Annotated in this window: 10 protein-coding genes; 3 read left to right on the forward strand and 7 right to left on the reverse strand. The window is 48.1% G+C overall.

Annotated features, from left to right (window positions below; all coding sequences use genetic code 11):
• Positions 1-58: 58 nt before the first annotated feature.
• The 3 genes from ligA to NFHSH190041_RS12345 all read right to left on the reverse strand — a co-directional run bounded on the left by ligA (position 59) and on the right by NFHSH190041_RS12345 (position 6,399).
• Positions 59-2,065 carry an NAD-dependent DNA ligase LigA gene (gene ligA, locus NFHSH190041_RS12335; protein ID WP_261922118.1) on the reverse strand — a complete coding sequence of 669 codons (2,007 nt, stop codon included), beginning with the start codon at positions 2,063-2,065 and terminating at the stop codon, positions 59-61.
• Between the two features lie 67 nt (positions 2,066-2,132).
• Positions 2,133-2,975 (reverse strand): cell division protein ZipA, encoded by an 843-nt coding sequence (gene zipA / locus NFHSH190041_RS12340; protein WP_261922119.1) that lies wholly within the window; start codon positions 2,973-2,975, stop codon positions 2,133-2,135.
• A 22-nt stretch (positions 2,976-2,997) separates the two neighbouring features.
• On the reverse strand, positions 2,998-6,399 hold the full coding sequence (locus tag NFHSH190041_RS12345; protein ID WP_261922120.1) for a chromosome segregation protein SMC: 3,402 nt from the start codon (positions 6,397-6,399) through the stop codon (positions 2,998-3,000).
• A gap of 196 nt (positions 6,400-6,595) precedes the next feature.
• Here NFHSH190041_RS12345 and cysZ point away from each other — a divergent pair, with 196 nt between their 5' ends.
• Entirely contained in the window at positions 6,596-7,366 is a 771-nt protein-coding gene (cysZ, locus tag NFHSH190041_RS12350; RefSeq protein WP_261922121.1) for a sulfate transporter CysZ, read from the forward strand.
• Between the two features lie 317 nt (positions 7,367-7,683).
• On the opposite strand, the gene NFHSH190041_RS12355 is transcribed toward cysZ, so the two are convergent.
• Positions 7,684-8,154, reverse strand: coding sequence for a DUF4826 family protein (locus tag NFHSH190041_RS12355; protein ID WP_261922122.1), 471 nt, complete (start codon positions 8,152-8,154; stop codon positions 7,684-7,686).
• Between the two features lie 241 nt (positions 8,155-8,395).
• On the opposite strand from NFHSH190041_RS12355, the gene NFHSH190041_RS12360 reads away from it, so the two are divergent.
• A complete protein-coding gene (locus tag NFHSH190041_RS12360) occupies positions 8,396-9,442 on the forward strand; it encodes a Glu/Leu/Phe/Val dehydrogenase dimerization domain-containing protein (RefSeq protein ID WP_261922123.1) in 1,047 nt (348 codons plus the stop codon).
• A gap of 183 nt (positions 9,443-9,625) precedes the next feature.
• Complete coding sequence (locus tag NFHSH190041_RS12365; RefSeq protein ID WP_261922124.1) at positions 9,626-9,988, forward strand: hypothetical protein; 363 nt, start codon at positions 9,626-9,628, stop codon at positions 9,986-9,988.
• 237 nt (positions 9,989-10,225) lie between these two features.
• Here the strand turns inward: NFHSH190041_RS12365 and NFHSH190041_RS12370 are convergent, their stop codons facing one another.
• The 3 genes from NFHSH190041_RS12370 to NFHSH190041_RS12380 all read right to left on the reverse strand — a co-directional run bounded on the left by NFHSH190041_RS12370 (position 10,226) and on the right by NFHSH190041_RS12380 (position 14,490).
• Positions 10,226-10,645: a MarR family winged helix-turn-helix transcriptional regulator gene (locus NFHSH190041_RS12370; RefSeq protein ID WP_261922125.1), complete on the reverse strand. Its 420-nt coding sequence runs from the start codon at positions 10,643-10,645 to the stop codon at positions 10,226-10,228.
• A 156-nt stretch (positions 10,646-10,801) separates the two neighbouring features.
• Positions 10,802-11,320, reverse strand: coding sequence for a DUF1285 domain-containing protein (locus tag NFHSH190041_RS12375; protein WP_261922126.1), 519 nt, complete (start codon positions 11,318-11,320; stop codon positions 10,802-10,804).
• Between the two features lie 101 nt (positions 11,321-11,421).
• Positions 11,422-14,490 (reverse strand): FAD-binding and (Fe-S)-binding domain-containing protein, encoded by a 3,069-nt coding sequence (locus NFHSH190041_RS12380; protein WP_261922127.1) that lies wholly within the window; start codon positions 14,488-14,490, stop codon positions 11,422-11,424.
• Between the last annotated feature and the right edge of the window lie 99 nt (positions 14,491-14,589).

A 14,589-nucleotide genomic window follows, 5' to 3' on the forward strand; every position in this document is an offset into this window, starting at 1 on the left:
GATGTCTGCAGTATCACCTCTCAAGGTAATACTGCAGTACGCTCAATCAAACCACATATTACTGATCAAGCAGGGTCAACAATTGATCTTCATCCCACACCTCAATACCCAATTCCTGTGCCTTCACTAATTTCGAGCCAGCGGCTTCACCGGCCACCACACAGTGGGTATTTTTCGACACACTACCAGCCACTTTCGCGCCCAGCGCCTGCAAACCCGCTTTAGCATCATTTCGCGTCAGCCGAGTCAGCGTACCGGTCAAGACCCATGTCTGGCCTTTTAATGGCTGAGCATCCTCAGCTGGCGCGCTGATCTCCGGCCAATTAATGCCTTGCGCCAGTAATTGTTCAATTACATCAATATTGTGGGGTTGGGCAAAAAATGCATGTACATGCTGAGCAACCACAGTCCCTACATCTTCCACCTCAATCAACTGCTCAACACTGGCCTGACGCAGTCCATCTAGGGTTTTAAAATGGTTAGCCAAGTTCGCTGCGGTGGCCTCACCCACCTCGCGGATCCCCAGCGCATACAAAAAGCGGGGTAAAGTGGTTTGTTTACTGGCACTTAATGCTGACACCAGATTATTCGCCGACTTGATCCCCATACGCTCCAGCATGGTCAGGGCTGATGCGGTCAGTTTAAATAAATCCGCCGGACTTGCGACCAGCTCTTTATCAATTAACTGCTCAACGACCTTATCCCCCATACCATCAATATCCAGCGCCTTGCGGGATGCAAAATGTTTAATCGCTTCTTTACGCTGTGCCTCACAAAACAGGCCACCGGAGCAACGTGCTACCGCTTCGCCTTCTACCCGTTCAACTTCTGAACCGCACACAGGACAAGCTGATGGGAAGACAATATCAAGGGCATCGGCAGGTCGTTTTTCCTGCACAACCGCCACAATTTGTGGGATCACATCACCGGCGCGGCGGACAATTACGGTATCGTGAATTTTCACGCCAAGGCGGGCAATCTCATCGGCATTATGCAAGGTGGCGTTTGATACGGTCACCCCACCAACAAATACGGGCTTTAATCGCGCAACAGGCGTTACCGCGCCAGTTCGGCCCACCTGAAAATCCACCCCTTCAAGCAAGGTCATCTCTTCTTGCGCCGGGAATTTATAAGCAATTGCCCAACGAGGCGCTTTGGCAACAAAGCCTAGGGTCTGCTGCTGCGCAATGGCGTTAACTTTAAACACTACGCCATCAATCTCATAGGCCAGTTCACTGCGGCGCGTCAGAATATCGGCGTAATAGGCAAATACGCCGGCGAGATCATCAACCACTTTAACTTCACTACTGACGGGGAATCCCCAGGTTTTCAGTTGCATCAGCTGCTCAAAATGGCCATCCGCCATCGGCTGCTGCTCACCTTCAACCACCCCAAGGGCGTAGGCATAAAATGCCAGAGCGCGAGAAGCAGTAATTTTGCTATCTAACTGACGCAAACTTCCGGCGGCGGCATTTCGAGGGTTAACAAAGGTTTTTTCCCCTTTTTTGATCGCCCGTTCGTTCAATGCCTCAAATGCCGCTTTTGGCATAAAGACTTCACCACGGACCTCCAATAGCGCCGGATACCCTTCACCACGCAACCGCAATGGAATAGAACGGATAGTGCGCACATTGTCGGTAATCTCTTCTCCTGTGGTGCCATCACCTCGGGTGGCGGCACGCTCCAGTACACCATTACGGTACAACAGACTCACCGCCAAACCATCTAGCTTAGGTTCACAACAAAATGCGACCTGCCCGGCCCGCTCAGTAATACGACGGTTAAAACCATTGAAGTCCTCTTCACTGAAGGCGTTGTCCAAACTCAGCATGGGTTTTAGATGTGTCACCTGATTAAATTTGACCAGTGCCATACCACCAACCCGTTGGGTCGGGGAGTCCGGTAACATCAATTCAGGGTGAGCTGATTCCAATGCTTTAAGCTGTGCCATCAGCCGGTCATATTCAGCATCAGGGATCGTTGGATTATCATCTACATAGTAATGGATATTGTGCTGGTTCAGCTCCTGGGTCAGGGCCTGGATCTGCTCTTTAATCGCTTGCATATTGGATTCCGGAAATAAGCAAGGCCGCATCGCGGCCTTGGAAATGGAACTGGATAAAACGGGAAATTTATTCTGCTGCCTTGCGGATCCGGCCAAGGTACGCCTGTTTCAGTTCAGCACTCCAGGGACGTCGCTCCCCATCCAGCACTTCGGCGCCCAAATCATCAGCCAGTTGACAGGCAGAGTTCAGCATAATGGAGAAGTTCATCACCGGATCACCATAGCATGGTAAGGTCATAAACATCACCACTCCAGGGGTATTGAATTGCTCCATATTATCGGGGTCAAATACCCCGGGCTTGACCATGTTTGCCATAGAAAATAGTACCTTACCAGTACCGGCATTATCTTCATGACGATGGAAAATATGCATTTCCCCAAATTTGAAATTCAGTGTCAGTAAGCAAGGCAGTAGTTCTGCGCCCTGCAATACCTCACCTGGCTTAGCACAGACATGCAATACCAGTACATCTTTTGGCTCAGGTAACTCATCGGTTGCAGCAAGCGTATCATGGGGTTCTTCAACCGGTTCTGCTTGCATCTCGGGCTCTTGCTCTGCATATAGGCTTACGGTAGGTTCTACCACCTCATCCCGAGCCGCTGTTATCACCGGCTCTTGGCGATCAGACGCATGTTCAACAGGGGCATCAGCATCGACTTTAGGCTCAATACGGGGCTGATGGCTACCCGCTTTAACCACCTGCCTATCGGTTAGCCCGTGGTTCACATCATGATGACCACTGTTAACCTCAGATGCATGTTCAGTAGAGGCATTACGGTACAAGTCCGCCACCCCGCCGCCCTTAGCGGTTTTAGGGTGCTGCTTTCTAATGGACCAAAAACCATGAACCAGCACGGCGATAATGGCTATCGCACCCAACACAAACAATACCAGTTGCAAATTTTCCATCGGTTACCCTATTCAATTCCGGTTAGCCGGCATCGGCCATAGCCACCGCTTCCTCTAAATCTACTGCGACTATGCGTGAAACCCCCGGCTCATGCATAGTAACCCCTATCAACTGATCAGCCATTTCCATTGTGATTTTGTTGTGACTGATATAGATAAACTGCACGGTCTGCGACATCTCTTTTAACAGTCGGCAAAAACGCTCAACATTGGCATCATCCAATGGTGCATCCACCTCATCCAACATACAGAAAGGTGCTGGATTCAAACGGAAAATTGCAAATACTAATGATAAAGCGGTCAGCGCTTTTTCACCACCGGAAAGCAGCTGAATCGTACTGTTTTTCTTTCCTGGTGGCCGCGCCATAATACTGACCCCGGTTTCCAGCAGATCATCATCAGTCAATGCCAGATAGGCGCTACCGCCGCCGAACACCTTCGGGAACAGATTGCCTAAATCGGTATTAATCTGATCGAACGTCGCTTTAAAGCGGCTGCGGGTTTCCCGATCAATCTTACGAATGGCCTCTTCTAGGCTCTGCAGTGCCTTATTAAGATCTTCATCCTGACTGTCCAGGTAGCTTTTCCGCTCGCTCTGCTGTTCATACTCTTCAATAGCGGCCAGATTGATAGCGCCTAACCTGCTGATTTTACCGCGTAAAGTATCAAGATTTTTCTGCCACAGATCACTGTTTGCTCCGGCTGCTAAACCCGCAGCGACCTCGGTCAGCTTAATCCCGGCTTCAGTAAGCAGCTGCATCTGGCTGTCAGCTTGCCCCTTAATCCCTTCCCGTTGCAGTTTCAGCGTACCAATTGCTTGCACAACTGTCTCTATCTTGCCAACTTCTTGTTTTTGCTTCAATAGTGTTGATTCAAGCTCGGCCTGTAACTGGGTTTGCTCAGCCCGAAGTTGGCTTAACTGATGCTGCTGCTCTCCCTGCCGGGTCAGCAATGCGGCCAATTGTTGCTCCAGTTGAGCCAGGCCGACTGCAGCGGCGGGATCTTCGCCGGCCGGCTGACGATTAAGTTCTGATTCACTACGAGCCAATTCCGCGAGGCGCTCTTTTAACTGCGCCTGTTGCTGACGGGCCAACATGGATTGCGTGTCAATTTCAGCGAGGCGGCGGGTTAGTTCATTACTGCGTCGCAACTGCTCAGCTTGCTGGCTTTTCACCTCTTTTAGCAAGCTCACCTGCTGCTGTTGCTGCAAGTCCAACGCAGCATTATCTTCCTGACTGTGACAAAGTTGCTCATCAAGCTGGGCCGTTTTTTCCTGCTGAAGCTCAAGCTCAGTCGCTAAAACGGATAATTCATCCATTAACTGCTGTTGGCGCTGCTGATCATCTGTATTTCGCAGACAAGCTTCATCTAAGCGTTGTTGCTCCCCACTCAGATGCTGCTCGGCCTTAGCCAAGGCCAAGGTGGCATTATCCAGCTGTTGCCGGACAGAACTAAGCTGCTGTTCCTGCTCAGTTAATAGCTGCTGTAATGCAGACAATTGTGACGCTAAGCCCTGGTGTTTATCCTGCAGCGCGGCAGTCAGTTCCTGCAGTGTCTGTAATTCATGCTGCAAACTCACCACAGCTGTATCTGAGCCTTGTTTTTGCAGCACAAAACCCCGGCCAATCAGATAGCCATCGGCAGTAATAATCCGCTCGTCATCGGCCAATGATGCTTGGCGTGCTAAACCTTCCGCTTTCGTCTGCGCCAGCTGCACCCGCTCGAGCCACGGCGCCAGATTCACCGGTGCGCTGAGCATACTATGTTGGGTAGCCATACCACAGGGATAAAATCCGCTGAGGCTATCATTGGCCACCACAGGCATATTCAGTAACCCATCAAGTAACAGCTCTGTGGCCGCTTCCCACCCTGGGGTTACGGTGATCTGCTGCCACAATTTTGGGGTGTTTTCATCCCCAGCGGCCTTATCCAGCCAATGGCTGATCAGCTCTTGCCGAGAATAATTCGCTGCTAAGTCATTATCTAGTGTGGCCAGTTCAGTACTAAGCTGCTGCTTTTGCTGTCGAAGCTCGTCGGTGTGGCGCTCACATTGTTGATATTGTGCCTGAGCCGTCTGCTGATTGTTCTGGCATTGCACCAAAGCAGATTGCGCTGCATCGAGCCGCTCTGTCGATACTGCGTTGAGCGCGGCCTGCTGCAATTGAGCTAACGCCTTCTGTTGCAGTTGGCGTCGTTCAGTAAGATGCTGCTGTTGACTTTGCGCCAGTGCCTGCTGCAATTTCAGTTCAGTCATTTGCTGTTTGCTGTTCTGGCAGCGTTCATCAAGCAGCTGTTTTTCTGCTTCGAGTTGCTCTAATTTGAGTGTCAGCTCATCTTGTATTTCCGCCAATCCCTCCGCTTCTGTTGCCAGCTGTGACTGCTCTGCCTGCAGCTGTATCAAGCGTTCGCTTAACTGATTTAGCTCGCTGACTATCGAGTCTCGTTGGCTATTGAGGCGAATAAGTGCCTTTTGGGTGTTAGCATCTTTTTGCTGTTCATGGCTCAGCTGTTGCTCTAATCTGGCAATCTCGGTACCGGTCTGGTAATACACCTGCACCAGCTGCTGCTCTTGTCGCTCCAGCGCTTCTAATCTGACCTGCTGCGCAGTCTGCTGGCTACCGACTTCTTCTTTGGCCGCTTGCACTTTAGCCAGCTGCAATGACTGTTCATCCAGTTGCTGGTTCAGGGTATCGGCCTGCTGCATCAACTCCTGATAACGCATCACCAGTAATTCGGCTTGGGTTTGGCGCTCTTGCTGTTTAAATTCCCGATATCGTTTGGCTGATTTGGCCTGTTCGGATAGCTTATCAAGCTGTTTACCCAGCTCCAGGCGGATATCACCCAGGCGCTCGAGATTTTCCCGTGTATGGCGAATACGGTTTTCAGTGTCCCGCCGCCGCTCTTTGTAGCGGGAAATACCCGCGGCCTCTTCAATAAAAACCCGTAATTCGTGGGGTTTAGAATCAATTAGTCGGGAAATCGTCCCCTGTTCAATAATGGCATAACTGCGCGGTCCAAGGCCGGTACCCATAAACAGATCCGTAATATCTTTTCGGCGGCATTTTTGACCATTAAGAAAATAACTGGATTCTGCATCCCGGTTAACTTGACGTTTGACCGAGATTTCATTGTAAGCTGCATATTGACCGCTAAGACGGCCATCAAGGTTTTCAAAAACCAATTCAACCGAAGCCACAGACACAGGTCTACGGGCGGTTGAGCCATTAAAAATAACATCCGTCATGGCATCACCACGCAGATGTTTGGCACTGCTTTCACCCAATACCCAGCGTACGGCATCAATGGTATTAGATTTGCCGCAGCCGTTAGGGCCGATAATCGCGGTTAAAGGTTTTAGGAACGGAATTTTCGTTGCATCGACGAACGACTTAAATCCAGCAAGTTTTATCTGTTTCAGTCTCATGGCGCTATGGGGAGGTTCCGGATAAGCCGTTAAAGTAAAATCTGATCTATGGAGCCATAGAATTTTCGCGGGCAACTTTAACAAAGCAGGCAGCATTTTGTAACGCTTTTTATTGCCCCTGACCGGCCTAATGCTTGTGTTCCAGCCGCTTGTTGCTCACAATCAGGGCAATTTTCGGTTAACCGTCACAAAAAACATGACAAATTCCCCTTCACGCCCTAAAAGCGGCGTTAATTATTTTATGGATGGATTTGAGCTGATCCGCCGCCCTGGCCTACGAACTTTTGTACTGATCCCGCTATTGATCAATATCCTGCTCTTTGCCATTGGGTTTTACTTTGCCGTAGGTCAACTTGAACAGCTATTTGGCTGGTTAAATAGCCAATTACCTGAATACCTTAGCTGGCTAAAATTTTTGTTGTGGCCGTTGGCACTATTGGCCATTGTCGTGGTTATGGCGTTTGTCTTTTCTTCTGTTATGAACTGGTTAGCGGCCCCATTTAATGGGTTACTGGCAGAAAAGGTGGAATTGATGCTGACCGGCAAGCCTCTTAATACCGGTGGCACCATGGATACAGTAAAAGATATTCCTAGAATGCTCGGACGAGAATGGACCAAACTCAAGTACTACCTGCCCAGAGCCATTGTTTTTTTGCTGCTATTTTGGGTTCCAGTTATCGGCCAAACCGCTGCGCCGGTATTATGGTTTCTGTTTACCGCGTGGATGATGGCTGTTCAGTATTGTGATTACCCCTTCGATAACCACAAAGTGTCTTTCAATGAGATGAAATTTGCATTACGCCAAACCCGAGGGAGCAGCTTTAGTTTCGGCGCCACGGTAACGCTGTTTTCCATGATCCCGATTGTGAACTTTATTGTCATGCCAGTCGCTATCTGCGGCGCAACCGCCATGTGGGTGGATAAATATCGCGAGGCATATCGCAATACGACTATCGTGCCGGAATAAGTTATTTTGCCCATATTCATGACCAAGCATATTGGCCTCGACAAATAAGCGAGAATGTATTTGCGTGAATCGATTTGGGCGACCATGACAATTTAATATACTTCATCGCAAAAACACATTGATGCAATGGACCTGAAATTGGGATGATTGCATCAATGTGCATAGTTAAAAAGCTATAACGTCCCATATCACAGCATTGATTGCAGTCACCGTTACTAAGCTACGGTTTACTGTCACGCAATATGGATCATATGCACTCATTGGCATTGGATATGGTCGCGGTTATATGAACGGGCTCCAAACTTACGCTCGCGAACTTAAGCCGGCTGAGATTCACCCCACAGCGCTTTATCTTCCTGCATTTGATACAGGCTCTGGGCTCTTGAAATCAATAACTGTGCAAACTTCTGTTGCGTTGGATCTGATGCGGCTGATGAATTAAGGATATTTTCCGCCTTTAATTGCCAAGTCAAAGAAAAGTGTTTGATTGCTTCCCGGGCATTGCCAGCAACATCCGCGGCAACATAGTCGGTAGGCAAATCACCAGAAATAACCCAATATTGCTTTTTACGTGGCTGACTGGCCTCCATTTTCCACACAGCAATATAAGGCACCAAATAACGGCTTTGATCTGTCAGCACTTTCCCGGGGATAACCCCTTTTTCTGCCAGAAATTTATTGGCTTTTTGAAACTGCTGTTGCACCCATTGCTGCTGTATAGCTTCAGCTTGCTCCGGGGTGATATTTTGTGGAGAAGATACTGTATCTGTTTGATTCTGCTCAGCCATTTTCTGTCCTATTTATTATGATTATTTCCGTCTATGGGCACAGACAAGACAATGTAAGATGTTGTTAATTATTAAGTTACCCCAAAAAGATTACGTTAACGTAAAGTGGAAAGCAAAATTGCCACACGCTTTACAATCATTCTACATTTGACCTTTGAGTGAGCTTATCCCGAAATGCTATGTTTCCGCAAACAATATCCCGATACCGCAGGACAGGTATCCCTATTGCGGAGAGAAGCCAGTGTCAGTTTTTAGCCATGCCTCTTTTGATAATCACGAACAGGTCGTGTTCTGTCATGACCCCAAAACCAATATCAGAGCCATTATTGCCGTCCACGACACCACGTTAGGCCCCGCCGTCGGTGGTTGCCGAATGTGGCAATATGATTCAGATGAAGCTGCGCTCAATGATGTATTGCGGCTCTCCCGTGGTATGACATACAAAAATGCTTTAGCCGGACTGCAAATGGGAGGCGGTAAGTCTGTGATTTTGGCCGATCCCGCCCGGACCGACAGAGAAGCTGTTTTCAGCGCCTTTGGTCGCTTCGTGCACCAATTAAGCGGTAAATATTATTCGGCAGAAGATGTTGGCGTATCCACCTCAGATATTATGATTGCTCACCGCCAGACTCCGTATATGGCAGGACTGGAAGGCAAAAGCGGCGACCCATCTCCTTTTACCGCATTAGGCACCTATTTAGGGATCAAAGCGGCAGTCAAACACCAATTGGATAAAGATTCATTAGCTGGATTACGTATCTCAGTGCAAGGGGTCGGTCACGTCGGTTATTATCTCTGCCGCCATTTATATGAAGCTGGCGCCGAACTGGTAGTCACAGATATCAATCAAGCGGCACTACAACGGGTCAGCCATGAATTTGGCGCCCGTGTTGTCGCCCCGGATGAGATTTACCAGCAACAAACCGACATTTATGCCCCCTGCGCCTTAGGTGCCACACTCAATGATGACACTCTGCCGCAACTGAAAGCCCGTATTGTTGCTGGTTGTGCCAATAATCAGCTGGCAGAAAAACGCCATGGGCAAGCACTGAAACAAATGGGGATTCTCTATGCCCCAGATTATGTAATCAATGCCGGTGGTATCATTAATGTCTCATTTGACAACCACTACGACCGGCAGCAATCCACAGCTAAAGTTGAGCGAATTTATCAAACCTTGATGCGTATTTTTGCCGAAGCAGAGAAAGGGGATAAGACTACAGCTGAAATTGCCGACAGCATGGCCAGGGATATCATTGCCCAAGCGCAACAGTCTGAAAAAAAATAGAATTCACTACATTAAACGCAGGAAGCATGCTCTGCTCCTGCGTTATCTTAACTTGGTCTAAACAAAATATTCCTCTCGCTCAATCAGATAGTTTTTCACCATGATTTTATCTCGAGATCCCTGTGGCAAACCTGTAGATCCTTTGCTTAATTTAAACACTCCTCACCAGCAAAAAGGCCAGTCATGATTAGTTTTCAGTACCAGTTGAAGGATCACACAATCGAATTACAGGCCAGTAATTGGGCAGGATGGGAGAAGGTACTGCTCGACGGACAGCTGGTATCGCGTAAATTTAATATGGCCGCCAACAGTGAGCACAACATCCAAGTAAGCAATGCTGTGGGCTATAAATTAAAAACCATGATTGAACCGGATAGTCAGCTATTGATTTGCCGACTCTATCGCGAGGATAACAACACCAGCCAGTATGTCAGCAGCTTGAAACAAGGGGTTAACCACCAGCGTAATCAACAAAGAAAACTCTACCAAGCAATCTCTACTGGTGTCGGGGTCGTTTGCTTGGTATTGGCCGCCAATAGTTACTAAATGAAGTTACTAAATGACATTCTGTTAAAATCATATCCCCGCCTAAATGCGGGGATAAAGATACGGTATTTCTGCAGTAATGATACGAAACGAGTAAAGGCTACAGATAAAAATACCGATAACTCATAAATCAGAGATACATCAGCGACTTATATATCAACAATTACTTCTTTATCACAAAAAAACCAACAGCATTGCCTCTGGCTTGGTAGCTATAATCAAAAGACAATTCTAAAGCTAACCTTCTAAGCGATTTATTTTATTAAGTAATTTCATAAACTCGGCTCGCTCTTCTGCATTGAGTACCGAGAAAAATTTCTCATTAATTCGTTCAGCCTCACGCACCACATCTTGCTCTAACGCCTTGGCATGATCGGTTAGAAAAATTTTAAATGCCCGGCGATTGTCTGCTTCCTGAAAACGGGTGATCAACTGTTGACTCTGCATTTGATCCAACAAACGGGTCATGGTGTAACTGGCGACATCACAGCGTTTAGACAGTTCCGTTTGCGTAATCCCCTCTTCCTGCCAAAGACTAAATAGCACGGGCCAGACCTTAATATCCAGATCATAACGGCGCAGCCGCTCATTGAGTTCGTTTTGCAACGACACATTTAAATGACTGACAAGATATCCCAAGCTCTCTGACCTTTCCAAACCAACCTCCGCTGTGGCGCTATCCCGGATACTTCGCAGGAAACCCTGAATTAATAGTATCACTTCATCTTTATTTCTCTAGCCGTATCATGCGATATTTCCTAACCCCATAATCATGCAGTAAAAACCATTACCGCCTCCCCTTAGCAGGCAGACCTAAGCCAGAACAAAGTCGTTGATAAATCGGTAATAACAGGCACGATTTAATTTACCAGATAACCCCCTAGGTAAATGAAATACAATTCGGTCTTCCTGGCACACCACCGCCTTTTTCGGCACAGTAAATTCTGTCTCTAATGATGTTGTAACAGTAAATGCTTCATCATTAAAACGGTAATCCACCAGCAATAACGGCACTTCGGCAACACTAACTCGTACCCGCTCCGCTGGCGTAATTAGTTGGTACTCCCCGTCTAAGCAATAAAGTACCCCACTGAACATACGGGCAAATTTCATTGGCAATGTATCTTGCTGATACAGCCAACTGCCATCAGCCTCAATGTGAAACCAAGGCTTTTCATCACACCACTGAGGCAAGGTTGTTATGGCAAAATCACCCAAGGGATCAGCATCAAGCCCTATGGTTGATGAGTCTTTCTGCGTCGCTGACAGCAGATTAGCTAATGTACCTCCGGTCAAGTCAGTCTTGGCTTTTGCTGTGCGATCCCTTGTCATATCAATGCTCCCGACGTTCTGCAAAATTGTTGGGCTAACTAAATCCTATTGTGAGCCATGTTTAGTCAACATGGCAGAGCTCAAACCTAGAGGGCAAGACGTCATTCACTAAGTAATGTCAATATCGCTTCCAAGGGGTGTTTGGGCCGAAAACGAGATAACCGCTTAACCTGACTGCGACAGGAGTAACCTGACACCAAAATTTCTGCTCGAGGTAATGCCGCAATCTGATCAGCCCATGACATCTTGTACAGTGCTTTAGAGCGGGCTAGGTTTTCCGCCTCATGACCATAGGTGCCCGCCATACCACAGCATCCCAGCTGCGCAGTATTGAGGCTGGCGCCTAGGTGAGTAAAAATTTTCTGCCACTGCGTTCCTGTGGTGGGATTGGCACTGGACTCTGTGCAATGACTAAACCAAGTATATTGACGCCCCCTTGCAGGCCGGGCGGGGACATCCACTAACTGCTCCAGCAGCCACTCATTCACAAGCTTAATATCAAAGCACTGCGCGGATGCTGGCAGGACATGGCGATACTCATCACGATAGACCAGCACAAGAGCCGGATCGACGCCCACCATGGGGATCCCTAATTGTTGCAGTTGACAGAAAAATGCGGCGCTATCTTTTGCCTGCCTCGCAAATTTAGCCAAAAAGCCTTTAATATGCGCAGGTTTACCATTGGGCTTAAATGGTAACAGTACCGGCTTTAGCCCTAAGGTTTCGATCAGGCGAATAAAATTAGCCACCAGATTGGCATCATAAAAGCTGTTAAATGGATCCTGAACCACCAGTACATATTGCTGCCGAGCCTGAGGCGCAATTTGCTGTAAATCTGTCAGTTCATATCCAAGACAAGAATGGTTAGCTAATTGTTGTTTTAGCGTTGGCACAGATAACAGCGGGGCATCCACATAACCCAACAACCGCTTCATTCCCCAACGAACCAGCGTGCTGTCGGTCAGTAAGTTAGTGAGCCTTGGGGTAGCGGCCATTAAAGGCAGGCTTTCTTCTAACCCGGCCACCAAATAATCCTTCATCGGACGCAGATAACGCTGATAATAAGCCTGATAAAACTGCGCCCTAAATCTAGGCACATCAACTTTAACGGGGCACTGACCAGAGCAGGCTTTACAGGCTAAACATCCCTGTAAAGATGCCATCACTTCATGGGAAAAATCATACTCTTTATCAGCCCGGTAACTGTTTCTTAGCCGGGTCATCCACGACACAGGAGACGCCTGTTGCAATGCTAATGGTTCAATCTGCTGTCGGGCCAGCAACCGAAGCCATTCTCGCATCAGCCCGGCTCGACCTTTTGGTGAATGGATTCGATCTCCGGTCACCTTAAAAGAAGGGCACATAGGAGAATACTGGCTGTAATTGAAGCACAGACCGTTACCATTACAGTTCATCGCATCAGGGAAATCCTCTCTAACAGTCACAGGGATCTGGCGATCAAACCCCCCACGTTTTTGACTATCAACGTCATAACATAACTGCTGATCTCGAGGCGCCACCAATTTACCCGGATTCAGTTTATTGTGTGGATCAAACCAGGTTTTAATATCTCGCAATAAGCCATAAAGGGTCTCACCAAATACAGCAGGAGCATATTCTCCGCGTACGCCCTTACCATGCTCGCCCCACATCAAACCACCATATTTGGCTGTCAGTGCCGCTACTTCATCGGAGAGTTGTCGCAGTAATTGTTCATCAGCCGGATCGCACATATCTAACGCAGGACGTACATGTAATACGCCAGCATCCACATGCCCAAACATGCCATAACGTAACTGTTTACTGTCCAACAGTTGACGAAAGTCCATAATAAAATCGGCTAACTGCTCAGGCGGTACCGCCGTATCTTCGGCAAAGGCTAAGGGTTTACGCCGCCCTTTAGTGGCACCGAGCAACCCAACGGCTTTTTTACGCATAGCGTAAATACGGCTGATACTGACTGCATCATCGGTGATCTGATAGCCCAACACGCCACAATACTGCTGGGTAATATCGTGATTAAGACGCTGCTCAAGTGCCTGCAATCGCTGCGAAACCTCACCAACGTCACCAGCAAACTCCACCATATTCAGCCCCATAATAGGCTGGCCTGCAACGTCACTGATAAGCGGCGCTACCGAATGCCAAATAATGTCTTCTCGGGCTAAATTTAATACGGTGGAATCGATGGTTTCCACCACAGTAGCCTTGGCCTCAACTAATGCTGGAGCATGACGCAGCGCAGATTCAAATGAATCATATTTGATATTGACCATGATCCGGCTAGCTGGCAACGGCGTTAAATTCAGCTTTGCTCGGCAAATAACAGCCAATGTGCCTTCAGAGCCAGTCAAAATGCGAGATAAATCAAAGGTTGTCAGTTGACCATCCCAAACATGTTTAAGGTCATAACCGGTCAAAAATCGGTTTAATGGAGGAAACCGAGCTTCAATCTCATCTCGCTGCGCCAACGTTGCGGTGGCGATATTATGTAGTATTTGTGACTCGCTCAACGCTGAATGTTCATTATCGCCCGTTGCCACATGCGCCAGTTCAGCCTTCACAGAGGCCAATGCTTGCTTGCCTAATGGTGCAGTATTCAGCAATGTACCATCAGCCAAGACACTGCTTAGCTCAAGCACATGATCCGATGTTTTACCATAAACCAAAGACCCAGCGCCGGAAGCATCCGTGTTAATCATGCCCCCTAAGGTCGCACGATTTGAGGTAGACAAATCCGGGCTGAAAAAATAGCCATGGGGGCGGAGCGCATCATTAAGTTGATCTTTAACCACGCCCGCCTCAACGAGTGCCCAGCCCTGCTCTACATTCACCTCAATAATACGGTTCATATAACGAGACAAGTCAAGGATAATCCCATGGGTTAATGACTGCCCGTTAGTGCCGGTACCGCCCCCCCGGGCAGAAAACACCACAGACAAAAATGCCTCTTGACTAGCCAAAGACAATGCCAGCTGAATATCCTCAATATCCTTGGGGTACAACACCGCCTGCGGCAAGAACTGATAAACTGAGTTGTCTGTCGCCTGCACTAACCGAGCGGCATAGCTGGCATCAATATCACCGCGAAATGCAGCGGCTTTTAATGCATCAAGGTAGGCGAGATACTGAGGTTCCAAGGTCTGTTCATGGGTAATACGCGGTAACATAGGGTTATCAGGCTCAAGGCTAATTTATTGTAATAATGTTGAATATCATACCAGCTTTGCCTCTGGATTGATCACATGATTTCAACATAAGCCAAGCCA

The sequence above is a fragment of the Shewanella sp. NFH-SH190041 genome, from assembly GCF_024363255.1.
GTDB lineage: Bacteria > Pseudomonadota > Gammaproteobacteria > Enterobacterales > Shewanellaceae > Shewanella.